This window comes from Streptomyces sp. NEAU-W12 (assembly GCF_026242095.1).
Lineage (GTDB): Bacteria > Actinomycetota > Actinomycetes > Streptomycetales > Streptomycetaceae > Streptomyces.
Genome location: NZ_JAPJDM010000001.1, coordinates 87,431 through 111,395, shown reverse-complemented (window position 1 = coordinate 111,395; position 23,965 = coordinate 87,431). Strand labels below are relative to the sequence as shown.

General features: G+C 73.2%; 20 protein-coding genes. 9 read left to right on the top strand and 11 right to left on the bottom strand.

The window, feature by feature from the left end; genetic code table 11:
* Positions 1-121 precede the first annotated feature (121 nt).
* A complete protein-coding gene (locus ORI94_RS00500) occupies positions 122-2,293 on the bottom strand; it encodes a VWA domain-containing protein (protein ID WP_266071659.1) in 2,172 nt (723 codons plus the stop codon).
* Between the two features lie 254 nt (positions 2,294-2,547).
* On the opposite strand from ORI94_RS00500, the gene ORI94_RS00495 reads away from it, so the two are divergent.
* Positions 2,548-4,638, top strand: coding sequence for a PhoX family protein (locus tag ORI94_RS00495; RefSeq protein WP_266071658.1), 2,091 nt, complete (start codon positions 2,548-2,550; stop codon positions 4,636-4,638).
* A 214-nt stretch (positions 4,639-4,852) separates the two neighbouring features.
* On the opposite strand, the gene ORI94_RS00490 is transcribed toward ORI94_RS00495, so the two are convergent.
* The 3 genes from ORI94_RS00490 to ORI94_RS00480 form a co-directional block, all read right to left on the bottom strand.
* Positions 4,853-5,857, bottom strand: a complete 1,005-nt coding sequence (locus tag ORI94_RS00490; protein ID WP_266071957.1) for an endonuclease/exonuclease/phosphatase family protein — start codon at positions 5,855-5,857, stop codon at positions 4,853-4,855.
* A 55-nt stretch (positions 5,858-5,912) separates the two neighbouring features.
* The gene (locus ORI94_RS00485) at positions 5,913-6,974 is read right to left on the bottom strand and encodes a hypothetical protein (protein WP_266071657.1); all 1,062 of its coding nucleotides are present in this window, start codon (positions 6,972-6,974) and stop codon (positions 5,913-5,915) included.
* A 113-nt stretch (positions 6,975-7,087) separates the two neighbouring features.
* Positions 7,088-7,528 (bottom strand): hypothetical protein, encoded by a 441-nt coding sequence (locus ORI94_RS00480; protein ID WP_266071656.1) that lies wholly within the window; start codon positions 7,526-7,528, stop codon positions 7,088-7,090.
* 853 nt (positions 7,529-8,381) lie between these two features.
* Here ORI94_RS00480 and ORI94_RS00475 point away from each other — a divergent pair.
* The 4 genes from ORI94_RS00475 to ORI94_RS00460 all read left to right on the top strand — a co-directional run bounded on the left by ORI94_RS00475 (position 8,382) and on the right by ORI94_RS00460 (position 14,263).
* The gene (locus tag ORI94_RS00475) at positions 8,382-9,563 is read left to right on the top strand and encodes a hypothetical protein (protein ID WP_266071655.1); all 1,182 of its coding nucleotides are present in this window, start codon (positions 8,382-8,384) and stop codon (positions 9,561-9,563) included.
* Between the two features lie 107 nt (positions 9,564-9,670).
* Entirely contained in the window at positions 9,671-10,033 is a 363-nt protein-coding gene (locus tag ORI94_RS00470) for an effector-associated constant component EACC1 (RefSeq protein ID WP_266071654.1), read from the top strand.
* Between the two features lie 4 nt (positions 10,034-10,037).
* Complete coding sequence (locus tag ORI94_RS00465; RefSeq protein ID WP_266071653.1) at positions 10,038-12,830, top strand: vWA domain-containing protein; 2,793 nt, start codon at positions 10,038-10,040, stop codon at positions 12,828-12,830.
* Complete coding sequence (locus ORI94_RS00460; RefSeq protein ID WP_266071652.1) at positions 12,827-14,263, top strand: extracellular solute-binding protein; 1,437 nt, start codon at positions 12,827-12,829, stop codon at positions 14,261-14,263. Before ORI94_RS00465 ends, ORI94_RS00460 begins: the two co-directional genes overlap by 4 nt.
* A gap of 277 nt (positions 14,264-14,540) precedes the next feature.
* Here the strand turns inward: ORI94_RS00460 and ORI94_RS00455 are convergent, their stop codons facing one another.
* The gene (locus ORI94_RS00455; RefSeq protein WP_266071651.1) at positions 14,541-14,708 is read right to left on the bottom strand and encodes a hypothetical protein; all 168 of its coding nucleotides are present in this window, start codon (positions 14,706-14,708) and stop codon (positions 14,541-14,543) included.
* Positions 14,709-14,866: 158 nt separating this feature from the next.
* On the opposite strand from ORI94_RS00455, the gene ORI94_RS00450 reads away from it, so the two are divergent.
* On the top strand, positions 14,867-15,142 hold the full coding sequence (locus ORI94_RS00450) for a hypothetical protein (protein WP_266071650.1): 276 nt from the start codon (positions 14,867-14,869) through the stop codon (positions 15,140-15,142).
* 33 nt (positions 15,143-15,175) lie between these two features.
* On the opposite strand, the gene ORI94_RS00445 is transcribed toward ORI94_RS00450, so the two are convergent.
* Positions 15,176-16,000 (bottom strand): hypothetical protein, encoded by an 825-nt coding sequence (locus ORI94_RS00445; RefSeq protein WP_266071649.1) that lies wholly within the window; start codon positions 15,998-16,000, stop codon positions 15,176-15,178.
* A gap of 284 nt (positions 16,001-16,284) precedes the next feature.
* On the opposite strand from ORI94_RS00445, the gene ORI94_RS00440 reads away from it, so the two are divergent.
* Complete coding sequence (locus ORI94_RS00440; protein ID WP_266071647.1) at positions 16,285-17,313, top strand: nucleoside hydrolase; 1,029 nt, start codon at positions 16,285-16,287, stop codon at positions 17,311-17,313.
* Between the two features lie 99 nt (positions 17,314-17,412).
* On the opposite strand, the gene ORI94_RS00435 is transcribed toward ORI94_RS00440, so the two are convergent.
* Positions 17,413-17,784 carry a DUF6479 family protein gene (locus tag ORI94_RS00435; RefSeq protein WP_266071646.1) on the bottom strand — a complete coding sequence of 124 codons (372 nt, stop codon included), beginning with the start codon at positions 17,782-17,784 and terminating at the stop codon, positions 17,413-17,415.
* Between the two features lie 697 nt (positions 17,785-18,481).
* On the opposite strand from ORI94_RS00435, the gene ORI94_RS00430 reads away from it, so the two are divergent.
* The gene (locus tag ORI94_RS00430; RefSeq protein ID WP_004985680.1) at positions 18,482-18,685 is read left to right on the top strand and encodes a cold-shock protein; all 204 of its coding nucleotides are present in this window, start codon (positions 18,482-18,484) and stop codon (positions 18,683-18,685) included.
* 86 nt (positions 18,686-18,771) lie between these two features.
* Here the strand turns inward: ORI94_RS00430 and ORI94_RS00425 are convergent, their stop codons facing one another.
* Together ORI94_RS00425 and ORI94_RS00420 are read right to left on the bottom strand one after the other, a co-directional pair.
* Positions 18,772-19,101 (bottom strand): antibiotic biosynthesis monooxygenase family protein, encoded by a 330-nt coding sequence (locus tag ORI94_RS00425; RefSeq protein ID WP_266071645.1) that lies wholly within the window; start codon positions 19,099-19,101, stop codon positions 18,772-18,774.
* A gap of 258 nt (positions 19,102-19,359) precedes the next feature.
* On the bottom strand, positions 19,360-20,331 hold the full coding sequence (locus ORI94_RS00420) for an SCO2400 family protein (protein ID WP_266071644.1): 972 nt from the start codon (positions 20,329-20,331) through the stop codon (positions 19,360-19,362).
* A 529-nt stretch (positions 20,332-20,860) separates the two neighbouring features.
* Here ORI94_RS00420 and ORI94_RS00415 point away from each other — a divergent pair.
* Positions 20,861-21,958: a sugar ABC transporter substrate-binding protein gene (locus ORI94_RS00415; RefSeq protein WP_266071956.1), complete on the top strand. Its 1,098-nt coding sequence runs from the start codon at positions 20,861-20,863 to the stop codon at positions 21,956-21,958.
* A gap of 27 nt (positions 21,959-21,985) precedes the next feature.
* Here the strand turns inward: ORI94_RS00415 and ORI94_RS00410 are convergent, their stop codons facing one another.
* Complete coding sequence (locus ORI94_RS00410; RefSeq protein WP_266071643.1) at positions 21,986-22,354, bottom strand: hypothetical protein; 369 nt, start codon at positions 22,352-22,354, stop codon at positions 21,986-21,988.
* A 174-nt stretch (positions 22,355-22,528) separates the two neighbouring features.
* Positions 22,529-23,860: a lipase family protein gene (locus ORI94_RS00405; protein WP_266071642.1), complete on the bottom strand. Its 1,332-nt coding sequence runs from the start codon at positions 23,858-23,860 to the stop codon at positions 22,529-22,531.
* Positions 23,861-23,965: the final 105 nt, after the last annotated feature.

Genomic DNA, 23,965 nt, shown 5'->3' with positions numbered 1-23,965 from the left:
CTCGTTCTACGGGATGAGAAGCGGGCGGCGTGGGATGCCCGGGCGGTCGCGGCTGAGGGCCGCAGCCACGGGGTGCAGCGGTGGGGCCGGCTGTGGGTCCGGCTGTGGAGCAGAGCCGTGGTTACGGGCGCCAGGACTTCAGTACGGCCTCGTAGAGCTCCTTGTCGGTGAGCTCCAGCGGGGCCTCCCCGGCGAGGAAGTGGGCCGTGTTCGGAGTCTTCAGCTTGCGGAGGTAGTCGAACGCCTTGTTCTCCGGGTCGCCGAAGGCGACGAACGAGAAGAAGACGGAGGGGTGGGTCTTCGCCGCCTCCGTGAGGGACTGGGTCGCGGGGGTCTTCGCGTCGGGGGCACCGTCCGTCTGGAACACCACCAGGGCGGGCGCGCCCGGTGCCGCCTTGTCGTGCAGGGCGAGGACCTCGGCCACCGCCGCGTGGTAACTGGTCCGGCCCATACGGCCGAGGGACGCGTGCAGGGTGTCGATCTTGTTCTCGTGGTCGGCGAGGGTCAGCTCGCCGGTCCCGTCGACCTCGGTGGAGAAGAAGACGACCTTGACCGTGGCGGACTCGGGGTCCGCGTCGAGGTGGGCGGCGAGAGCGAGGGTCTGCTCGGCGAGGGCCTGCGCGGAGCCGTCCTTGTAGTACGGGCGCATCGACGCGGAGCGGTCGAGGACGAGGTAGACGCGGGCGCGGGTGCCGGTGAGGTCGTGCTCCGCGAGGGCTGCGGCGGCCGCTTCGTAGGCGGTGCGGATCGCCTCCGGCGTGGTGGGGGTGACCTCGGCCTCGGCTTCGCCTTCGGCGTCGGTGGTGTTCCCACCCGCACCACCCGTGCGGGTCTCGTTGTCGGGTGCGGGTGGCCCCTGCGGGGTGTCCTCGCCGTCGGCGGCCGCGGGCTCCGGCTGCGCCTCCGCCTCCGGCGTCGGCTCGGGCTCCGGCTGCGCCTCCGGCGTCGGCTCGGGCTCCGGGGCGGCCTCGGGCACCGACTCGGACGTCGGCTCGGGAGTGGCCTCGGGCGTGGGTTCCGACTGCGTTTTCGGCTCCGGCTCGGGCTCGGGCTCGGCTTCAGCCTCGGGCACGGTTTCGAGGTCGGCGTCGGGCTCGGGCTCGGCCTCGGCCTTGGGCTCGGGTTCCGGCTTGGGCTTGGCCTCGGGCTCCGGCTCGGGCTCGGCTTCAGCCTTGGGCTTGGCCTCGGTTTTGAGGTCGGCGTCCGGCTTGGGCTCGGGTTCCGGCTTGGCCTTGGGCTCCGGCTCGGGCTTGGGCTCGGCTTCGACCTTGGGCTCGGGCTCGGGCTCGGCTTCAGTCTTGGGCTTGGCCTCGGTTTTGAGGTCGGCGTCCGGCTTGGGCTCGGGTTCCGGCTTGGCCTTGGGCTCCGGCTTGGCCTTGGGCTCCGGCTCGGGCTTGGGCTCGGCTTCGACCTTGGGCTCGGGCTTGGGCTCGGCTTCAGTCTTGGGCTTGGCCTCGGTTTTGAGGTCGGCGTCCGGCTTGGGCTCGGGTTCCGGCTTGGCCTCGGGCTCCGGCTCGGGCTTGGGCTCGGCTTCGACCTTGGGCTCGGGCTTGGGCTCGGCTTCAGTCTTGGGCTTGGCCTCGGTTTTGAGGTCGGCGTCCGGCTTGGGCTCGGGTTCGGCCTTGGGCTCGGCCTTGGGCTCCGGCTCCGGCTCCGGCTTGGGCTCGGGTTCCGGCTTGGGCTTGGCCTCGGCTTCGAGGACGGCGTTCGCCACGGGCTCCGGCTCCGGCTCCGGCGCGGGCTCGGTTTCGAGGTCGGCGTCCGGCTCGGGCTTCGGCTCGGGCTCGGCTTCAGTCTTGGCGGCGGGGACGGTGGCGGGCCCGGCGTTGGCTTCGGGACGCGCTTCGGCCTCGGTGGTGGGTGTGATCTCGGGCTCTGGCTGCGGGGCCTCGGAGGGCGCGGCTGCCTTCGGCTCTGCCTCGGGCTTTTCGGCTGCGGGCTCGGGGGCCGGCTCCGCTTCCGGGGTGGGGGAGGCGGGGGTGGGGGGCGTTACGTTGTTGAAGGCCGCTGAGACGAGGTCGTGTTCGTCGCTGCGAGGTTCCGGGACGGAGGCCGTGGTCGTCTCCGGCGTCGGTTCGGGGGAGGGGGACGGGAGCCGGGGGGCCGAAGCCTCGGCCGCCGTGGACTCGTCGGCCGGTTCGGTCGGCGTCGGGGTGGCCGCGGTCGCGGCGTCCGGACGGGCGGATCGTTCCGCGGTGTCCGTTTCGGCGGCCGGCGCCGCACCCTCTGCCTCCGCCGCATTCGCTTTGCGTGACCGGCTGAACACGTTCCGCAGGAGAGTGAGAATGCTCATGTGCGCAACCCTTCGCATGAGTTGTAGCCCGTCGATCCCTGGCCAGGACGGACACGTAAGGTTAGCGGCCTTTGTGGGTGATCTTGGGCCGGGTGTCAAGGGCGTCATTCGGCCCTGTGGGTGATCATGCCGTGAGGTCGGCAACCCCGTTTGTTCTGCCGCAGCTTCACTTTCCGTTCACCCTGGCGCCCGGCTGCCGCACATATGTACTCCTACGGTCACGCTGACACCCCGGGTACCCAAGGAGAAAACACGTGCGCAAGCTGCTTCCGTTGATCGGGACGCCGTCCAATTCGCACCCTGGCGGCCGGTCCGCCCTGACCTGTCGCTTCCGGTGTGGTGACGCCTGCTTCCACGAGGTGCCCAACACCAGCTCCAACGCATACGTCGGCGACGTCATCTCCGACGCCCTCAGCCGCCGGTCGATGATGCGTGCCGCCGCCGCTGTCACGGTCCTCGCGGCCGGTGCCGGCGCGGTCGACCTCGCCGGTGCCCCCGAGGCCCAGGCGGCTCCCGCCGCCGGTAAGGGGGGCCACGGAAACGGCCACGGGCAGAAGAAGCCGAAGGGTGCCCGCGGTCTGCGGTTCACGCCCGTCGCGCCCAACACCGCCGACGCCGTCACCGTGCCGGAGGGTTACGCCCAGAACGTCGTCATCCGCTGGGGCGAGCCCATCCTGCGCGGCGCGCCCGCCTTCGACCCGGAGAACCAGACGGCCGAGGCGCAGGCCGGGCAGTTCGGGTACAACGTCGACTTCCTCGCGCTGCTCCCCCTCAAGGGTGAGCGCGGCCGGCAACTGCTCGTGGCCAACCACGAGTACAGCGACGAGGTTCTGATGTTCCGCGGTTACGACTCCGACAACCCCACCCGCGAGCAGGTGGAGATCGGCTGGGCCGCGCACGGCCTGGGCATCGTCGTCGTCGAGGAGGACCGCAGGAGCGGCAAGCTCACGCCCGTCACCCGGCACCACCTCAACCGGCGGCTCACCGCCACCTCCGAGTTCCGGCTGACCGGCCCCGCCGCCGGGTCCGACCTGGTGAAGACCTCCGCCGACCCGACCGGCCGCACGGTGCTCGGCACCCTCAACAACTGCGCCGGCGGCACCACCCCGTGGGGCACGACCCTGCACGGCGAGGAGAACTTCAACCAGTACTTCGCCCGCGGCAGCAGCGCGACCGACAAGCGGTACGGCATCGGCACCGGCGCCACCGGTCGCAAGTGGGAGCGGTTCGACAAGCGGTTCGACCTCGCCCAGGAGCCCAACGAGGCGCACCGGTTCGGCTACGTCGTCGAACTCGACCCGTACGACCCGGACTCCGTCCCGCGCAAGCGCACCGCGCTCGGCCGCTTCAAGCACGAGGGCGCGACCGTGCGCCTGACGCGCGACGGCCGTCCGGTCGTGTACTCCGGTGACGACGAGCGGTTCGACTACCTCTACAAGTTCGTCGGCAGCAAGCGGATGAAGCACGGCAACAGCCGCGCCGCGCGCGAGCACAACCTCACGCTGCTCGACGAGGGCACGCTCTACGTCGCCAGGATCACCGGTGACTCGCCCGCCATCGAGATCGACGGCACCGGCAAGCTCCCGAAGGACGGCGAGTTCGACGGCAGTGGCCAGTGGATCCCGCTGGCCACCGCCACCGCCAAGGGCGCCGTCTCGCACGTCGACGGCATGACCGCCGAGGAGGTCTTCGTCTTCACGCGCGTCGCCGGTGACAAGGTGGGCGCCACCAAGATGGACCGCCCCGAGGACGTCGAGCCCAACCCGGTCACCGGCAAGGTCTACGTCGCGCTGACCAACAACACCAACCGCGGTGTCGGCTCGAACCCCAAGGCGGACGAGGCCAACCCGCGCAACGCCAACAAGCACGGCCACGTCCTCGAGCTGACCGAGCGCTGGAACCGGCCGGAGAGCACCCGGTTCGCCTGGTCGCTGTTCCTGGTCGCGGGCGACCCGCAGGACCCGGCGACGTACTTCGCGGGCTTCCCGAAGGACTCCGTGAGCCCGATCTCCTGCCCGGACAACGTCGCCTTCGACGACCACGGCAACCTGTGGATCTCCACCGACGGCGCCGCCCTCGGCTCGCACGACGGACTCTTCGGCGTCGCCACGCGCGGTGACCGCCGCGGTGAGCTGAAGCAGTTCCTCACCGTGCCGAAGGGCGCGGAGACCTGCGGTCCGATCGTCCAGGACCGGCGGGTGCTCGTCGCCGTGCAGCACCCGGGCGAGGTGGACGGCGCGTCGGCGGAGAACCCGGGCAGCACCTGGCCCGACGGCCCCGGCACGTACCCCCGGCCCGCCGTGGTCGCCGTGTGGCGCAAGGACGGCCGGGACATCGGCGTCTGACGTCACCCCACGGAAAGACGGGTTCGGACCACCGGTTTCGGGTTCACCGTCGATGACGGAACCGATGGCGCGATCGGTGACGGAACGGGTTACGGACGGGGTGCGGCTCCCTGCGGGGCGTCCGCGCCCCGTCCGCCGTATCCCCGTCCGCCGTATCCGGGTGCGCCGTATCCGGGTGCGCCGTATCCGGGTGCGGCAGAACGGTGCGGCGCGGTCAGCCGCCGGGGTGCAGTGCGAGGTCGACGACCAGGGTGCGGTGGTCGGTGTCGGGAAGGTCGAGGAAGCGGGGCCGGTCCGCGGCGAACTGCCGGGACACCAGTACATGGTCGATCTGGACGCCGAACCTCGGCGCGGTCCCGGCCGGCCAGGTCGGGGTCCGGTGGGCGCCGCCCAGCCGCGCGGCGTCGCTGAGCCCGGAGTCGAGGAGGCGCCGGAAGGCGGCGTGGTCCTGGGATGCGTTGAAGTCCCCGGCGAGCACCACGGGGGCCGTCGGGTCGGCGGTGACGACGTCACGCAGCCGGCCGAGCTCCCGCTCCCAGACGTCCACCTGGCCGGGGATCGGCGGCATGGGGTGGGCGAGCTGGAGCCGTACGGCGTGCCCGTCGACGTCGGCGACGGCACCGGGCATCCCCATGCTGCTGCCGGGGACGCCGTCGGTGCCCTCGAGCGGGAAGCGGCTGAGGATGACGGACCCCTCGGAGCCGCCGCCCGCCACGGCGCGGCGGTGCGGATAGTCCGGCGTGAGGTCCCGCCGCAGCCGCGCGTCGCAGGTGTACTCGCACTCCTGGACGAACACCACGTCCGGCCTCAGCCGGCGCACCGCGTCGACCAGCCCGTCGGTGGCCCGGCCGAACTCGACGTTGGACGTCATCACCCGGAACTCGGCGACGGGCGGCTCGACGGGCGTGACGGTCTTCCCGTACGGCTCGGTGAACCAGGCCAGCAGTCCGAGCAGGACGACGCCCCACACCGCGCCGGTCCGCCACCGGGCGAGCAGGGTGAACAGCAGCCCGAAGGCGGTCGGTACGAGGAGCCAGGGCAGGAACGCGAGCAGCTGGGGCACGGGGGTGACCGCGTCGGTGCCGACGGCCCGGCAGCCGACGATCACGCTCACCCCGGCGAAGAGCAGTGCCGCCGACCAGCTGCCGAACCGCCGCTTCGCGCTACGGCGTCCGGGCCCTTCTCCGGTGTCCGCCCACTCGGCCGTCCCGGCAGTCACAGTGTCCAACGTCCTGCCTTCCGCTCGTGGTGGATCGGTGCGTGAAGATCCTCCCTCAAGGACGGGGGCCGACGACGGGTGGTTGCGGCGATCCGTTCCGCACCTCGTCACAGGCCGGTGAGGCCGGTGAGGCCGGTGACGCCTGGGGCACCGGTGACGGCGCCTCGGCACCGGTCCGGGCCTTTGCCCGGCGTGTCCACGAACGCCGTACCGCGGCGGGTCCGCGTCCGCGGAGTCCGGTCAGCAGACAGGCGAGTGCCACCGTCAGGCCCAACGCGAGCAGCGCCCAGGACGCGGTGCGCAGCGTGGCGGTGAGGGCGTCGTAGACCACGCCCGCGGCGGGACGGTGGGCCGGCTCGGGCACGTCGGCCAGGGTGAGCCGGCGGCCGACCGCGACGGCGACGGCGAGCAGACCGCCGCCCAGGGCGACGCCGAGCCCCGTCGCGGCGAGCGCATGGCGACGGCGGACGGCGACGGCGGTCCCGGCGACGGCCAGGACGACGGCCGCGAGGGGCAGCCAGAAGGCGGCGGCGTCCATCAGCCGGTACCCCGTCCGAAGCCGGGACACCTCCGTCGCCGGCACCACCGCGACCCGGGTGTGCGCGACCGGGATGCGGTCGGCGAACGGCATGCGGTCGGCGACCAGTCGCCGCTTCACCTCGGCGGTGACGGGCGCGAGGTCGACGGTGACCGGGCCGGGGACCGCCCGGCCGTCGCGCAGGGCGTGCAGGACCGCGTCGTGCACGGCTCGGTTCGCCGCCTCCCAGGCCGTGCCGAACGCCTCGGTGCGGGTGAACGAGCGGACCGCGTCCCGTACGAACGGCCCGGCCAGGTCGCGCGCCGGCCCCGCGTCCAGCTCCCGTACGACCCCGTCCCCCACGGCGTCGGCGACCGCGTCGCGCACGGCGGGGTCGGCGGACAGCGGCGCCACGGCGCCGACGTACCGTCCGGTGTCGGCCACCGCGTGCACCGCCCAGGCCGCGAGCGCGCCGCAGGGAACGAGCAGGCACGCCAGGGCGACGAGCGTCGCCGCCAGGGCGTTGCGCAGACGCGCGGGCGGCGTCCGCTCACGGCAGTGCGGTACGGGCGGTACGGGCGGTACGGCGTGGGGAGGCATCCCCTCAGGCAAGACGCGGGGTGGCGCACACGCGAGCGCAGGGCGGGCATCCGGAGTACCGGAGCCGCCCGGATGCCCGCGCTCCGCGCCCGCCGGACCGGAAGGCCACCGCCTCACTCGATGCGGTGGCCCTCCGCGTCCTCGTGTGTGTAGTACCGGTAGAACAGGAAGGCGAAGACGCCCGCCGCGACGGCCAGGCCCAGCGCCGTCGACCGCAGCACGCTCGTATCGGCCTGGCTGACCAGGAAACCGATCGCGGCGCCGGAGAACGCGCCCCACAGCACGGCGTGCTCCTCGCGACGCAGCCTCGGCGCGATGCTCAGCAGGGCCATGCACAGGACGGCGAACGCCAGCGCGGTGAGCAGGCCGAACAGGATGTTCCAGCCGGTGAGGGGACCGCCCTCGCGCCGGTTGGCCGCCGCCCAGTAGCCGTAGACGAGCCCGAGGACGACGGGCACCGCCAGCTTGGCGGCGGCGTGGGTCCGCTCGCTGAAGACGCGGATGCCGCCCGGCCGCCTGGACGTGATCCGGGATCTGGGTGCCGCATGAGCCATGAGCGCACTCCTCTCTCCTCGCCCCCGCCTCCAGCGCACACCTGCGCGGGTCACCCGGCAACTCGACCGTTCGAACCTGCGTCGGATCCCGCCTCGTCCCGTCTCGTCCCGTCTCGTCCCGTCTCGTCCCGCCCGGTCCCGCCCGGTCCCGCCCGGTCCCGCCTGGACCCGCCTGGGCCCGCCTGGGCCCGCCTGGGCCCGCCTCGTCCTGCTCGGTCCCGCCTTTACCTGCCCGGACTACCCGGACTGCCCGGACTGCCCGGACTGCCCGGACTGCCCGGACTGCCCGGACTGCCCGGACTGCCTGGACCCGCCTGGACCCGCCTCGTCCTGCTCGGTCCCGCCTTTACCTGCCTGGCCTGCTCGGTCCTGCCCGGACTGCTCGGTCCTGCCTGGTCCTGCCTGGGCCTGCGCGGCCCCGTCCGATCCTGCCCGGACTGCTCGGTCCCGTCTGGGCCTGCTCGGTTCTGCCTGGTCCTGCTTGGGCCTGCCTCGTCCTGCTCAGATCCGCCCGAATCTGTCTGGGCCTGCTTCGTCCCGCCTGGCCTGCCCGGACCTGCCCGGACCTGCCCGGACTGCTCGGACTGCCCGGACCCGCCCCGCACTTCGTACCGAACGGATGCGGGCCGTGCGCCCGCGCGTTTCGCCGGGGTGGTGCGTCGGGGCAGCCGCAGCGACGGTCACCCGGACGACGACGCCACCGCCTATGCCGGGCCGCCGGGCCGCCGGGTCCGGGGGCAGGGAGGCCGGGGGGCGAACGCCCCGAAGAGGGACGTTCATTGACCCGAGGCCCCTGGTTGGGCCCGCAGCGGTTACGGTGCTGCTCTGGGTCGTGATCGACAGGGGAGGGAACATGCCCGGGACCACACCCGGAACCACGTCCGGGGCCACGCCCGGCACCGTGCTGCTGCTGGCGGCCTCACCGTTGGGGAGAGGACGGCTGGTGGACGCCGCGTCCGTGCTCCCCGTCCTCGCCGCCGTACCGCCCGCGGTCCTGTCCGGCACGGACACCGCGAACGTCGTCGAGCTCGCCGACCCGCTGGAGCCGCAGGCGGTCCTGACGCGGCTGCGCGCCGCCGCGACCGCCCCCGGACCGCTCATCCTGTACGTCGCGGGGCAACTGCTGCTCGACCGCCGCCAGCGCCTGCCGCATCTGGCGCTGGCCCGCACCACCGCGTCGACCGTGCGGTACACGGCGTTCCCGTGGCACTGGTTCCGGGACGAACTGCGTCTGCGCCCCCCGGGCGTCACGACGCTGCTCCTCGACCTGCACGCGGACCAGGAGACCTGGCAGGCACTGGGCGCCTCGCAGTCGCCGGGCCCACCGGGCACGCCGGGCGCACCGGGGGCGGCGCCGGTTCCGGTCACCCTGCCGGCCGCGCTCGACGCGGGCCGCGACACCGCCGTCTACGGCCGCATCGCGCCGCCGCCCTCCCGCTCCTCCCGTCGTACGGTCGCGGAACCGGTGTACATGAAGGCGGTCGCGACGCTGCTGCGCAGCGGAAGGCGCCCGTCGGACGAAGAGTTGCACCAGCAGGCGCTGGTCCGGGTCGCCGCCGAGGGCACGCCCCCCGGATTCGTCCTGGCACGGCGTGGACCCGGACCCGTGGCGGGGGACCCGCACACGGTCATCACGGAGGCCGTACGGTCCGGCCGCCACGCCGACGCCCACGCGCTCGCCGCGCGGCAGGAGCAGAACGCCGCCCTCACCCACGGGCCCGCCTCCGAGGAGGCGCTGCACTGGGCCGAGGTCCGCGCGGATCTGGCGATGCTGGCCGGGGACGCGGCGCTCAGCTGCCACGTCTGGCTGACCGTGGCCGCCGCGCGCCTCAACACCGGCCAGGCGGTGGACGCTTCCGCCGTCGAGACGGCCGTGGACCGGGCCCACCACCAGTGGGGCCGGATCGCCGACCCGGTACGGGCCCGTGAACTCGGCCTTCTGCTGGCGGAGTTGCGCAGCCGCGTGCCCGGACGACGGGAAGGTGCCCTGGACCACGTGCGGCGGCAGCTGAGCCAGTTGCAGACACAGGACTGAACCGGCACCCGACCGGAGCTGCCCGTACCCCTCCGCTTCCGCCCGAGAGGAGGCAACCGTTGTCGACCCCTCCCCGTGCGGCAACAGCGGTGCCATGATGGTGAGTTATGGCTGAGGGGGATGGTGTGGCCAACCAGGGCATTCGGATCCGGCTGGACGGTACCGCGAGCGCGAGCGACCTCGGTGCGCTGCGCAAGTGGCTGGAGCGGGAGAAACCGCTCGACGAACGGGTGCGTGCGGGCGATCTGCAGATCCAGGAGCGGCCCAGGACGGACGAGTCCGGTGCCCCGATGGGGCTCGGGATGGACATCGTCGTCCTGATCGTCGGTGCGGGTGCGGGTGCGATCGCCACGGAGTTGCTCGAGCAGGTCAAGAGGGCCGTGTCGGCCTGGCGGGCCAACCGGCGCGACGTCGAGGACGGCGAACCGCCCCAGGGCAGAGTCGAGCCGGTGAACCTCGACGACAGGTAGGCCGGTGATCCGTCTCGACCCGCGGGGGCTGCCCAACAGGGCGCTGTTGGTCGGCGTGTCCGAGTACGACCTGACGGAGCCGCCGCACGGTGTGCCCGGCGACCTTCCGGCGGTCAAGCACAACGTGAACCGCCTGCGTGAAGTGCTTTCGCACGGGAGGGTGTTCGGCGAGCACGAGATCACGGTCGCCCGTTCGCCGTCCCTGGAGCACTTCGAGCGGGCGCTGCTCTCGGCCGCCGCGGAGGCGAAGGGGGTGCTGCTGCTCTACTTCGCCGGGCACGGCGCCATCCCCAGCGCGGGCGACGAGTTGTTCCTGCAGATGCGCAACGCGAGCGTGGTCGCCGGCGGACACGCGGTGTTCCCGGGAGCGGAGCCCTTCACCACCGTGTTGACGATGCTGGCGACCAGCCCGGCCCGGCGGATCGTGGTGATCCTGGACTGCTGCTTCGCGGGCAACGCCGCCTGGGTCCGGGAGACCCTGAGCGACAAGCACCGCCTGCTGCTGATGATGAGCGTCCAGGCCAACCACCGTATCGACGCGGGCGACCCGCGGACACCGACGCCGTACACCGCCGAACTCGTCCGGCTCCTCGACGAGGAGGGCGGGACGGGGTTCCTGGACCTCGCCGAGCGGATGCGGGAGCGGATGGCCGCCCGCGGCCTCAGCACCGTGCGCGGCGACGCGTGGGAACCGCAGTGGCGCGCGGAACCCGGCGAGGACGTCCTGCTGGCGGCGAAGCCGCGTGCGCCGGAGCGGGAGACGCCGGAGAGCCCGGCGGAGCACCCCGCGGAGAGCTCCCCCGAGAAGCACCCGGGCGCGGCCCCGGACCCGCGCCCGGACCCGCACCCGAAGAGGACCGGCGCGGACCCGGATACGCCCGTCCCCGCCCCCGTACCCGTGCCCGACGCCGCCGGCCCACCACGGGCCCCGCGCTCGGTCCGGTTCCTCGACCGCCCCCTCGACCGCCTCCGCGGCCTCCCCGGGAAGGACCCTACGGGCCGGCGGACGGGTGGAACGGGCAGGACGGGCCGCTGGGGCCGCTGGGGCCGCTGGGGTCACTGGGGTCGCCGGGGGCGCTGGGGCACCCCCTGGACCGTCCTCCTGCTCGGCCTCCTCTCCCTCGGCCTCCTCGCCGCCGGCACCTACGGCGTCATCGGACTCGTCGGGCACCTCCGGGGCGGTGACACCGCCACCGGCTGCGTCCCGCCGCTGGAGCTGCGTGTCCTGACCGACCCGGACCTGGAGCCGACGATCCGTGCCGCCGCCGACGCCCATCTGACCTCGGCGGCGAACACCCTGGACAACGGCTGCCGCCGCGCCGGCATCACCGTCTACAGCGCCGGCTCCTCCGACGTGGTCACCGCGCTGCGCAAGCAGACCGAGGCCTGGCGGGAGCCGCACGACGTGGACACCGCCCGTTTCAACCCGCAGCGGGACGTCGGGCCGCAGCCGGACATCTGGATCCCCGCCTCGCGTGCCGACGTCGCCCGGGTCGTGGAGGGCCAGGACACCGACGCGGTGGCCGTGCCGGAGGCCGCCGACGAGCCGCTCGCCTACTCCCCGGTCGTGCTGGCCGTCCCGCAGGCCATCGCGGCCGAGGACCTGGAGGGCCGTACCGGCCTGCCCCTGACCCGCATGATCGAGCAGCTGTCCGAGCGGGACGAGAAGGCCGCGGTGCGGCGCCCCGACCCGGAGTTCACCGATGCCGGACTGCTCGCCACGATCGGTCTGTACGGCTCGGACGTGCCCGTCGGGACCGCCGAACGCCTGGTCGCCCAGCAGGGCCCGCCCTCCCCCACCGCCGCGGAGCTGCTGTGCACCCTGCCCGACAAGGAGGAGGTGGACGACCACACGGCCGCCCTGGTCCCCGAGTTCCTGATGCGCAGCGGTGTCGGCTGCGACAGCACCACCCGCACCCCCCGCATGGCCCAGTACCCCATGGACGTCCCCGGCATGGCGCCGGTGTTCGTACGGGTCCGCTGGCAGGGCGCGGACCGGGACGAGGAGGCCCGGGACGCGTCGGCCGCCGCCTTCCAGGACTGGCTGACCGGCGAGCAGGGCGAAGCGGTGTTCGCCGAGGAGGGCTTCCGCCGTCCGTACGAGTGGGAGCTGATGGACCGGGACACCGAGGTCGACGGCGTTCTGGCCGCGCCCTCCGTGCTCGAACGGTTCGCCGGCCGGGACGCGATGGAGGCGGCCCTGAAGAAGTACAAGGAGGCGGGCGGCCCGGGACGGGTGCTCTATCTGCTGGACAGCTCCGGTTCGATGACGGACCTCTGGGAGGGGCCGGGCGGCGGCCCCGGGCTGCTGAAGCAGTCGCTGGGCGGCCTCGGCGGACGGGACGAGTACGGCGTGTGGGCGGTGGCGGACACCGGCGGCCGGCCGTACGAGACACTGCTGCCGCTCGACTCGCACCGGCGGGCCGACGCCGAGCGCACCCTCGACGCCCGCGCCCGGGTCCGGGACGCCGAGGCCGACCCGCGCGACGCCCTGGGCGACGCGTTCGACACGCTGGAACCGTCCGGGACGGACAGCCGGCCGCGGATGATCGTGTACATCACCGACGGCGAGGACAGCGACCAGCTCTCCCGGGACCACCTGGACGACATCCTCTCCGGAGCGCGGACGTCCGACGTGCCGGTGACCGTGGTGTCCCTGACGAACGGCGGCTGCGACCCGGACCGGCCGGACCGCAGGATCGCCGACGTGAGCGGCGGACGCTGCCTGGACAGCGGCGACGATCCCGGCACGGCCCTGCGCGACGAGGTCGCCCGCACCGGAACGGGGGAGGAATGACGACCCGGCCCCGTCGGCCCGACGCCGGGCCGACGGCCCTGCTGCTCGCCCTGCTGCTGATCGCCGTCTGCGCCGCCTGCACCGGAGGAGGCCCCCGCGGCACGGACGGCGACGGTGGCGGCGGCACTGCCGCCGGGTCCGCCGCCCCGGACGACGTGACCGGTCACATCGTGGTCGCCAGCGGCCGGGACGTCACCGGCAAGAACGGCATACGCCAGCAGCTCATCGACGCCTGGAACCTCCGTGAGCAACGGCGGAACTCCGGCTTCCGGGCCCGCCTGGTCGAACTTCCGGGCAGCGCCGACGAACAGCGCAGCCAGCTGCTCGGCGCCCTGCAGTCCCGCAGCGCCGCCTACGACGTGGTCAACCTGGACGTGACCTGGGTGCCGGAGTTCGCCACCGCGGACCTGATCGAACCGCTGCCCCGGGACCTGGTCGACGCCGACATCATCCCCTCCGTGGCCGGCACGGCCTGGTGGCACGGGAAGGTGTACGCGGTGCCGTTCAACAGCGACGTCGGTCTGCTGTACTACCGGCGCGACTACCTGAAGCGGGCCGGGGTCGAGCGCCCCGACGTCGGCGACGACCTCACCTGGGACGGGCTGCGGCGCCTCGTCGAGGCCCTGGACGCCGAGTCCGCCCCGGACGCCTACGAGAAGGGCTGGACCACCCAGCTCGCCGCCTACGAGGGCCGTACGGTCAACGCGGTGGAGGCGTTCGCGTCCGCGGTGCCGGACCTCGAGCTGGTCGACGGAAAGGGCCGCTACACCGGCGACGTCGCCGAACTGACCGACGGGATCGCGGAGCTGAGGCGCCGCACGGAGACGGCGTACACCCTCCAGGACGCCCACTCCTCCGACGAGGACGCGTCCCTGAGCGACTTCGCCGAGGGCCGCACCGCGTTCCTGCGCCACTGGCCGTCGGAGTACCGCACGCTGTACCGGACCTTCTCCGAGGACCAGCTCGGTGTCGCCCCGCTGCCCGGCCGGGCGGTGCTCGGCGGGCAGAACCTCGCGGTCACCGGTGTCTCGCAGCGCAAGGGCAAGGCGGCCGAGCTGATCCGGTTCCTCACCGGGAAGGAGAGCGAGCGCTGCCTGCTGGAGGCGGGCTTCGCGGCCACCCGCACCTCGGCCTACGAGGGCAGCGGGGGCGGCGAGCGGTGCACCGCCGTCGGCCCCGGGCCCTCGGCGTCCCCCACGGGCGAGGGCGCCGACCCGGTCCCGCGGGACGCGGGCGGCCGCCCCGACTACGCCCGCGACATCCTCCTGCCGGCCCTGCGGAAGGCGGTCCACCGGCCGAGGACCCCGCTGTACGGCGCGTTCACCCAGACGTTCACCACGCGGCTCGGTCCGCTGCACGGTGACGGCGTGCCCTCGGACGAGGCCCTGGCCGGGCAGTTGGACAAAGCCCTGCGCAGGGCGCTCCCGCACTAGGTCCCGCCGCCACCTCCCCGTCGTCCGCCCGCAGGGCGCCGCGAGGCGGGCGGGAAGGTGACGACAGGGCTGGGGCCTGGGGCGAAAGGGGCGCCTGCCGCGTGACGCCCGGCACGTGCTCCCGCCGCACCGCCCGAAAGACCGGGCACGCCCGGTGGGAGGGCTGCGGGCGGCACGCCGGAGCCCGCTCTCCTACGCTCCCGGCTTCGCCCGAGCAGGGGTCCCATGACGTCGCACGGCCGCCCTCCGGGCGACGACGCCACGTGCGCCACAGGTCCTAGCGGACGGCGGCTTCCACCGGACCCGTGGTGCGGTGGTCCGGCTCCCCGGGGTGGGTGGCCCTGGCCGGGCTCGCGTGGGCTGCCAGGACCAGTGCGGTGACCGCGGCGACGGCCGCGACGAAGCCTCTCGCGTAACGCCTGGTGGTGCGAATGCGTTCCGGCACGGCGACCTCGCAACAGCGACGGGTACGGGGTGGGCAGGGTGGGTCCGCGGATGAACCTAAGGGCTGCCGGACTCGAACGGCAAGGGGCACAAAGGGGGCCGGCCGAGTTCGAAGACGCGGAGGGGCAGCCCCCTCCGGACTCCCTACACTTGCCGCCCATGGACATAGCCGTGCTCTTCCTCACCTCCGTCGTGATCCTCGGAATGCTGACCGTCCACAACAACGTCTCCCGGGCCGAGCGCAACATCGCGCGTCTCGAACGCAAACTCGACCTGGTGCTGGAGCACTTGGACCTGCGCGAGGAGGTTCCGGGCGAGGAGGGGATCGCCGCGCTCGCGCGGGAGGGCAAGACGGTCCAGGCGGTCAAGGCCTACCGCGAGGCCACCGGGGCCGGCCTGCTCGAGGCCAAGCAGGCCGTGGACCGCATGACGTGACGGCCGGGCCCCTGCCGGTGAAGTCCGTGGCGGTCAGACCCGTACCCGGCCCTGCTTCTGGATCTCCGTCAGCCGGTCGGTGCCGAACTCCGCTACCACCCGCGTGATTTCGGACGCGACGTCACCGAAGCCGCCGTTGGTGAGGACGATGGTCTCCTCGCCGACCCGGACCACCGCCAAGTCCAGTGTGAGAACTGTCAGTTGACGGTCGGATGTCTCGCCGGTCATGGTGACCCGCAGCGCCTGCCGGGCGTCTCCGGTCTCCGGCAGCGTCAGCGCGTCGACCTCGACCTTCTGGACGCCGTCCTTCTTGGCCGTGGCCGTGAACTTCCCGCACTTCTCCGGCAGCCCCTCCAGCCACCGCAGCGTGCGGTCCACCTCGGCGGGCCGGTACGCGGCCACCTGGTACCGCAGCTGGGCGCCGCTGTAGGCGTCGTCCAGGGCGACCACGGCCCGCGGTCCGGCCGACGTGCCGAACAACTCCTCGGTGTAGAGGACGTCGAGCAGGCGCCGGCAGTCGGCGTTCTCCGTGCTCGACTTGAGCAGCCCGTCCCGCCAGGTCGCCACGCCTCGCGTGGGCACCCAGGGCTGCCCCAGGTCCGTCTCCGTGATCAGCGCGTCCCGCAGCTGTTCCTCGCTCAGCCCGGAGTCGGGCGCCGCCGACGGGGACGGCTCGACGGCCGGTGAGGCGGCGGAGGCGGCGGAGGGCGGCGCGGGAAGGGCGACCGAGGCGGACGCAGGGGTCGCCGGGCCGGCCGTGCCGTTCCCGAGGACGGAACAGGCTGCCGTGGTCGACAGCGCGGACACCGACAGCACGGAGGCGAGAAGGGCGCGGGCGGCGGCCGGGGCATGCGTCATCGGGGTGCCTCCTGGTGGAACCGGACTGCGGACGGGGCTGCGGCTGGCTGTGCACCGGCCGCCCGGGACCGGGGCCCGGGTCCTGACCCGGATCCGGGGCGGCGACACGTGCTCCTACGGCATCACCGCGCCGCCCGCCCCACCAGCGCGGCGGTCCGTCCGGGTGAGGACGGCCGGGGACAATGTCCTCGTCCTCGCCCGCCTCCGCGCGCCGCACCCCGCACCCCGCGACGTGCGCCCCGTGCCCGTGCCCCGTGCCCCGTGCCCCGAAGGAGTCCTCCGCCGTGCCGAACGGTCTGCCCATTCCGGTGATCATCGACTGCGACACGGGTGTCGACGACGCCCTCGCCCTGCTGTTCGCCGTCCGCCACCCCGGGATCGACCTGCGCGCGGTGACCTGCGTGGCCGGCAACACGGACGTGGACGGCGTCGTACGCAACACCCTCACCGTGCTGGAGACGGCGGGGGCGCCCGTCGTGCCCGTCGCGCGGGGTGCCGAGCGCCCGCTGGTCGAGGCCCCGCGGTCCGCGGCCCACGTCCACGGCCGCGACGGGATGGGAGACCTCGGTCTGCCCGCCCCGCGGCGCGCCCCGGCCGACGTGGACGCGGTGACCCTGCTGCGCCACGAGATCCTCGCCTCCCCGCGCCCGGTCACCCTGGTGCCCACCGCCCCGCTGACCAACATCGCCCTGCTGCTGCGGACACACCCCGAGGTCACCCGCAACATCGAGCGGATCGTGTTCATGGGCGGCGCGGCGGGCGCCGGCAACGCCACCCCGGTCGCCGAGTTCAACGTCTGGCACGACCCGGAGGCCGCCGCGATCCTGCTCACCGCCGGGGTGCCGATCACGATGTACGGCCTGGACGTGTTCAACCGGGTCGTCGTCCCGGCGGCCGAGGTGCACAGGCTGCGCGCGAGCGCCGAACCGGGCGCCCGCCTGGCCGGTGACCTGCTCGCCCACCGCCCGGCGGCCCCGGGTACCACCGCCGGCGGCACCGGCGGCACCGCCGTCCGCGCCACCGCCGACGGCCCCGACGAGACGGCGGGCGGGCTCGGCGACGCGGGCGCGCTGTGCGCGGTCGTCGACCCGGAGGGCCTGACCACCCACCGGCTCCCCGTCGAGGTCTCCCTGGCCCCCGGTCCGGCCCGCGGCCAGACCGTCGTCGACCGCCGCTCCCGCATCGGCGAGTCCGAACTCCACGAGGGCACGCGCGAGCAGGCCCTCGTGGACGTGGGGCTGGACGTGGACGTCCCGCGCTACGTGAAGCTCTACCTGGAGACCGTCGGGACGGGCAGCGGCGGAACCCGCTGAACCACCGCCGCCGGGGCATCGGGGCAGGACGGGCCCCGTCGTCCGCCGTCCTCCCGTCCTCGCCTCCCGGAGCGGACGCCATCGCGCGACGTGCGCCGGTCACACGTGTCCCGGGCCCCCACTGCCGAAGGCCCCGCTCGACCCGGGCAGCCAGCGCTTCCGCCGCTGGTCCTTCCCCGTTCTGGTGGAGGAGCGATGGAGCTGGTAGGGCATGAGCCGTTCGCCGTCCCTCGGTACCATCGGCATCTCGTCCGGCTCCCGCATCTCCCGCATCTCGTGGACCGCGCCGGTCTCCGGCAGGCACGGCTGCTCCTCGGGGCGGGGACGACGCTCCTCCTGGTCCATGACCTTCATCCCGACGCGTACGGCCCAGATCAGCGCGCCGGCCACGACCAGCCCGCCGACGAAGGCCGCGAGCAGATTCAGTACCTGCTGACTTACGGCCAGCAGTTCATACGTTGCCGTACTCATGTTCTGATTATGGCCGAGGGAATGAGATAAAGCGCCCGGAATGTCCCGTTGCTTCGCGTGGCCCTTCCGCTCGGCCGCCCCGGCTCCCCGTGCCGTGACGGATCGCGACCGGAGGGAAGGCCGGGGCGGGCCGCCGCGCCACACCCGACGAGGCCCCGCGTCACCCGTCCGGTCGCCCCCCGGCCCCGTTACCCCGTTCGGTGGGGAGATCTGTTCGGGCCGCGGCAGTTTTTCCTCCGAGGTCATGAGAGTTCCTGTGCGGGGGCCCGTCCCTGTGGCGGTCCGTGTTCCTGGCGGTCTGCAGGAGGGTGCGCATGTCCCCGGAAAGCCGGCCGCACGCCGACGTCCGGCAGCCGGTGGGCGAGCGGTTCCCCCTCGCCGACCGGTGGAGCAGGTCGAGCCGGACCGCGGGAACTGTGCCGGCGGGGTGAGCATGCCGTGGGTCGGCGCCGATGAAAATCTGTCGTCGCCGGAGTAAAAATATAGTGCTCGCCGTGGAAATCTCTTTCTTCAAACGTGTCGACCACGCTTTTCCTCGGTGATTTTCCTCGCTTGCCGTGGATATGGTCCGTGCTAGGCTGACGTCAGTTGCAGTTGTGGTTGCCAGTTTGCTACCGGTTCTCCGGGCAGGTGATCATCGCGACGATGAGGGAATTCGTAAAGTGCGTTTTCCCAGCACTGTCTCAGGAGATTTGATATGGCCACCGGTACCGTGAAGTGGTTCAACTCGGAAAAGGGCTTCGGCTTCATCGAGCAGGACGGCGGCGGCGCCGACGTCTTCGCCCACTACTCGAACATCGCCACCTCGGGCTTCCGTGAGCTCCAGGAAGGCCAGAAGGTGACCTTCGACGTCACGCAGGGCCAGAAGGGCCCGCAGGCCGAGAACATCGTTCCCGCCTGACCCGTAGTACGCGAGTACGCAGGGATTGCAGCAGGGCCCCGCACATCAGTGCGGGGCCCTGCTCCGTGCTGTGCCTGTGGTCGTGGTCAGGCCTGCTTCGGGCCGGTCTGCTGGACCACCTCGAACGACCACAGCGTCGCGTCCGTGGCCGCGGGCTTCGGGCGGTCGCCCTGCGCACCGCCGCCACCGGCGTGCGCGGCCTGGCCGCGGCCGGCCATCCAGGCCTGGAAGTCCTCCTCGGACCGCCAGCGGGTGTAGACGAGGTAGGTGTCGGTGCCTTCCACCGGACGGAGCAGCTCGAACCACTCGAATCCGTCCGACCCCTCCACCGCGCCCGCCCGTGCGGCGAACCGCTTCTCCAGCGTTTCCCGCTGCTCTTCCGGGACCGTGAGTACGTTGATCTTGACGATGCTCATGCCCCGATTGTCCCGCAGCACCGGCGTGGTGGGCGGGCGGGGCAGCCGTTGCCGCCGTGTCGGACGGACAGGGCGAGCCCTGGGCGGGGTCCGTCTTTCCCTTCTTCACCCGTCCGGCCTGTCGTCCGGTCTGTCTCGAACCGTTTGCCTCGTGCGCTTCGTTCGTTTGGTTCGCTTCGGACGAACCGCACGCGCAGGGTGGTGGCGCATTCCTCCGCCCCTGCCGGCCGCGTACGAGGATCCGCCGCGGGGCGGCCGTCAGCCGAGGCAGATCACCAGGAGGCAGAGCCCGGCGTCGGTGTCGGTGTCGGTGTCGGAACCCGAGCCGGACGAACCCGGTGACTCCGGCGTGGGCGCCGAGGGGGGCGGGGCGGCGGGCTGCGAGCCGCTCCGACTGCCCGAGCCGCCGCTTCCGCCTCCGCTGTTGTCGTCGTTGCCGTTGCCGGAGGAATCCCCAGGTGAGGAATCCGCAGGTGGGGTCGTCGGACGGGTCGCCGTAGCGGAGCCGGAGCCGTCGGTGTCCGAGCCCGCCTGCGGGCCCGATCCGTCGGACGGGGGTGTGGCCCGCGACGGGGACGTGGCCGTCGCGGTGGCACCGTCGGGCCGGGCGTCCGACGCGGCGCCGGTCGGCTGCCGGTGCGTGTCGTCGTCCGGGGCCTGCTGTGCGGGTCGGTCCTGGGAACGCTGTGTGTCCGGCGGGCTCACGGAGGGCGCCGGGCCACCGTCCCGGTCCGCGGGCCCGTCCGCGCCCCCCATGCCGGACACCTCGGGCGCCGTGGCGGCCCGGGCGCGGTCGTCGGAACCCCGGTCCACCGAGGAGAGGGCGAGTCCACCGCCGACGAAGGCCACCGCGGTGGCGACCAGGGCACGGCGCTGGGTCTTCTTCCAGCGGGCCACCTGCCTCCGCCGCGCCGCCCGCCCCGTGGGCGCGGATATCGCGAACCCGGACCCGGGCACCGGGTCCGGACCGTCCGTGCCCGGGCCCGGGCCGTTTTCTTCCTCCCCCGGCCCGCCCTTCTCCTCCCTCGGCTCCGGCTCCGACTCCGCCCCCGTGCGGACTGCCGTACCGGCCGCCGCGTCGAAGCCCGCCGCGGGGGCGGCCGAGGTCGCCGCGCCCGGGACGGTGTGACCGCCGACGGCGCTCGGTGCGATGTCGGGGGCGTAGGCGCCGCATCCGGGGCACACGAGGGCGCCGTTCAGATGCCGACGGCACGTGGAGCAGTAGTCCATCCGCTGTCTTCCCGGTTGGCAGGCAGGCACCCGCCGGGCCGGGGGCGGCCCGTTCGCGTTGTGCGGTGGGAGCGGGTGGGGCAGGGACAGCAACGCTAACGACACCCGCGAGCCGCTGTGTGCAGCCCGTGTGTCACTCCTGCGCACATTCTCTGCCCGCTTCGCGTGAATACCGTGAGCATGTGCGTCAACCGGTGCACAAGGCAGCCCCGATTGAATGTCGTTCAGTCAAAATCCTTTGATGCAAAGGCGGCTGAGGGCTGTTCGCGGAGTCGATTTGGGCTGTCACGACCGGAAATCGGAACCGGCGGAAGACGCCCAAGGCCCGGAAACGGCAGGGCTGTTCCCGTGAAAGGCGCGGTTTGACGCTGCCGGGCCGTGCGGCGTTGGCTTGCCCCTCACCTGGTCGCCACGCTGCACTCTCGCTTGGAAGGCACCCGATGTGAACCCCTGGACCACCCGCACGCGTACCCGCAGCACCACCACCCCCGCACGCCGCACGACCCGGGCGCCTCGGGGCGCCACCGCGCTGACGGCCGCCCTCGCGGCCCTGTCGGTGCTCTCGCTCTCCGCGTGCGGTGCGCTCGACGCCATCGGCGCAGACGGGGACTCCGAGTCGCCGACCCACCGCAACGACATCACCGTGGGCCTCCTCCTTCCTGACAGGGACACGGCGCGCTTCGAGAAGTTCGACCGTCCCCTCGTCCAGGAACGGGTCGGGGTCCTCACCGGCGAGGAGGGCAAGGTCGTCTACGCCAACGCCGAGGGCAGCGCGGCCAAGCAGAGCGAGCAGTTCGACCGGCTGATCGCCGACGGGGTCGACGTGATCCTCGTGGCCGCGGTGGACGCCGAGGCCATCGCGTCGGACGTCGAGAAGGCCAAGGAGGCGGACGTCCCCGTCATCGCGTACGACAGGCTCGCCCAGGGCCCGATCGACGCGTACGTGTCGCACGACAACGAACTCGTCGGCGAGGTGCAGGGCCGTGCGATCGTCGACGCACTCGGCACCGACGCGGAGAACAGCAAGATCGTCATGATGAACGGCGAGCCCGCCGACCCGAACACCGCGCTGTTCAAGGAGGGCGCGATGAGCGAGTTGGACGGCAACGTGGACATCGCCGAGTCGTACGACACCGAGAAGTGGGTGCCCGCGGTCGCCAAGGCGAACATGGAGAAGGCGATCAGGGCCGTGGGCGCGGACGACATCGCCGCCGTCTACGCGGCGAACGACGGCATGGCCGGAGCGGTCATCGAGGCCCTGGACGAGGCGGGCGTCTCCGACATCCCGCCGGTGACCGGGCAGGACGCCGATCTGGCGGCCGTGCAGCGGATCGTCGAGGGCACCCAGTACATGACGGTGTACAAGTCGTTCCTGCTGGAGGCCGGCGGTGCCGCCGAGATGGCGGTGGCCAGGGTCCAGGGACGGGACATCCAGTTCGACTCGCTGACCGGCGAACGGGTCGACAGTCCGACGCAGAAGGACATCCCGGCGATGCTGGTGCCGGTGGTCGCCCTGACGCAGGACAACATCGAGGACACGGTGATCCGGGACGGCGTCTACGACGTCGAGGACATCTGCACGGCGAAGTACCGGGCGGCCTGCGCGTCGATCGGCCTCACGCCGTAGGAGCGGAGCGGGCCGGCGACGGCCCGCTCACTGCTGGTCGGAGTATCCGATGTCGCCCACCGTCCAGGCGCTCACGTCGGCGAGCGCCACGCGGTACATGCCCCCCGTGTCCGGGATGCCGTAGCTCCCCTGGAGGATCCGGGCCATGTGGAAGTGCAGGTGGGAGGGGTGCGACGGCTCTTCGCCCCGGCCGGCCTCCGTGAACGGGACAGCGAAGTGGCCGAGGCGCGCGGAGTCGCGCAGCACCTCCGCCACGCGCTCCCGCCACAGGGCCTCGGGGGCCAGTCGGCCGGTGATGACGGCGCCGGGAATCACCACGGTCAGTGACATCTGGCTGTCCTGGTCCGACTCGACCATCGAGGCGATGGCGACAAGCAGATCGTCAGGGTGCGACATGGTCGAACAGCGTAGCCGAGCCCCGGGCCGGCGGGGTGATGCGGGTCCGGATCACTTCGACGTGGCGGCCACCGGGCCCCGCGCCGGGGACGCGCACGGAAAGCGGCGGCTCCCGTCTCACCCACCGGGAACCGCCGCGGACCTGGGTCGGCCGGCCCCTGCGGGGGCCGGCCGTCAGGGCTGCAGGGGCATGGTCCGGCAGTTGGACGCGGCCCGCTTGCCGGACAGCCGGTCGGTCAGCCAGTCGACGGCGTCGCCCTGGTCGGTCAGCAGCGGGGCGAAGTGGTTGAGCAGCGCGCTGCCGACGCCGGGGAGGACGACGGCCTTGTACGTGACGTCGGCGCCCTTGGCGCACCAGTCGACGGCGAGGTCGCGGGCCTGACCGTGCGGCACGAGGTTGTCGCTGACGCCGGTGGCCAGGCGCACGGGGCCGGACGGCTTCATCGTGCCGATGAGCTGCTTGTCCAGGAAGGTCCGGAGCGCGGGCGTGGCGGCGATGATGTCGCCGAGGGACTTTCCGTCCTTGGTCCACTTGGTGCTCTTGGCGAATCCGTGGCCGAGGAGGGCGTCGCCGACGCACATCGTCGAGAGGTCGGCGAGCGCCGCCTTGCCGGCCGCGTTCAGGTGCGCCTCGGCGATGGGCTTCAGGGACGGGTCGGACTGGAGGAAGCCGCTGAGCGACCAGCCCAGCGCGCCGGCCAGCTCGCTGCCGTCGATCGCCCCGGTGACGGCGGTCAGGTCGGCGGGCGGAGCACCGGAGTAGGTCCCGGACAGGGTGACGTCGGGGGCGTAGGAGGACTGGAGTTCGGCGGCCGCCGCGGTCGCCCCACCGCCCTGGCTGTACCCGTAGAGCCCGACCGGGGAGTCCGCGGTGACCGACGCCCCGCGGACCGAACGGGCGGCCCGGACGGCGTCCAGGACCGCGTGGGCCTCGTCGACCCGGTTCACGTAGGTGTGCAGGCGGTCGGTCGTGCCCAGGCCGACGTAGTCGGTGACGACCACGGCGACGCCCTTCGCGAGCAGACGGTAGATCACCAGGTCCTCGTAACCGACGGACACCGTCTGCCCGTTGAACCGCAGCGGGTGCTCGAGGCCCATGGACGCGGCGCACTGGTCGCCCTGCCCCAGGGTCCCGGGTGCCACCGCGACCAGGGGGCGCGGTCCGGTGCCCCTCCAGGCGGCGGACGGTTCGATGTACGCGCCGGTGACGGCGACCGGCTGCCCGCCCGAGTCGGTGGACCTGTACATCAGCCGGGTCGCGGTCCCCGGCAGCGGGCCCTTGAGGCTGGGCAGGCTCAGGGCCAGCGGGAGGGGCTCGCTGCGGATGAGGGTGCCGTCGGCGTCGGGCAGGGAGGTGGGCGGGGTGTAGAACGCGGGGATGGTGACACCCCGGGACACGACCTCGTCCGTCGCCGCGGCGGGGGCGGCCGCGACGGCTTGGGCGCCGAGGCAGGCGGCGGCGGTGACGGCCGCGGCCAGAAGCCGGGGGCGCGGGCGTGCGGGCATGGAGAACCTCCTGTGAAGCGGCGGTCAGGAAGCGGCCTCCGTGCCGGGGCGTCCCGTGATCGGCCCGGACGGGGAGGCGCGGTTGTGAAGCTGGGGAGCTGGGGA

What these genes read in the sequence shown, in the direction of transcription:
- ORI94_RS00470 (WP_266071654.1), top strand. Translation starts at nt 9,671, where the DNA reads ATGGCTGAGGGGGATGGTGTGGCCAACCAGGGCATTCGGATCCGGCTG.
- ORI94_RS00480 (WP_266071656.1), bottom strand. Translation starts at nt 7,528, where the DNA reads ATGGCTCATGCGGCACCCAGATCCCGGATCACGTCCAGGCGGCCGGGC.
- ORI94_RS00435 (WP_266071646.1), bottom strand. Translation starts at nt 17,784, where the DNA reads ATGAGTACGGCAACGTATGAACTGCTGGCCGTAAGTCAGCAGGTACTG.
- ORI94_RS00420 (WP_266071644.1), bottom strand. Translation starts at nt 20,331, where the DNA reads ATGGACTACTGCTCCACGTGCCGTCGGCATCTGAACGGCGCCCTCGTG.
- ORI94_RS00460 (WP_266071652.1), top strand. Translation starts at nt 12,827, where the DNA reads ATGACGACCCGGCCCCGTCGGCCCGACGCCGGGCCGACGGCCCTGCTG.
- ORI94_RS00430 (WP_004985680.1), top strand. Translation starts at nt 18,482, where the DNA reads ATGGCCACCGGTACCGTGAAGTGGTTCAACTCGGAAAAGGGCTTCGGC.
- ORI94_RS00425 (WP_266071645.1), bottom strand. Translation starts at nt 19,101, where the DNA reads ATGAGCATCGTCAAGATCAACGTACTCACGGTCCCGGAAGAGCAGCGG.
- ORI94_RS00485 (WP_266071657.1), bottom strand. Translation starts at nt 6,974, where the DNA reads ATGCCTCCCCACGCCGTACCGCCCGTACCGCCCGTACCGCACTGCCGT.
- ORI94_RS00410 (WP_266071643.1), bottom strand. Translation starts at nt 22,354, where the DNA reads ATGTCGCACCCTGACGATCTGCTTGTCGCCATCGCCTCGATGGTCGAG.
- ORI94_RS00500 (WP_266071659.1), bottom strand. Translation starts at nt 2,293, where the DNA reads ATGAGCATTCTCACTCTCCTGCGGAACGTGTTCAGCCGGTCACGCAAA.
- ORI94_RS00445 (WP_266071649.1), bottom strand. Translation starts at nt 16,000, where the DNA reads ATGACGCATGCCCCGGCCGCCGCCCGCGCCCTTCTCGCCTCCGTGCTG.
- ORI94_RS00405 (WP_266071642.1), bottom strand. Translation starts at nt 23,860, where the DNA reads ATGCCCGCACGCCCGCGCCCCCGGCTTCTGGCCGCGGCCGTCACCGCC.
- ORI94_RS00450 (WP_266071650.1), top strand. Translation starts at nt 14,867, where the DNA reads ATGGACATAGCCGTGCTCTTCCTCACCTCCGTCGTGATCCTCGGAATG.
- ORI94_RS00475 (WP_266071655.1), top strand. Translation starts at nt 8,382, where the DNA reads ATGCCCGGGACCACACCCGGAACCACGTCCGGGGCCACGCCCGGCACC.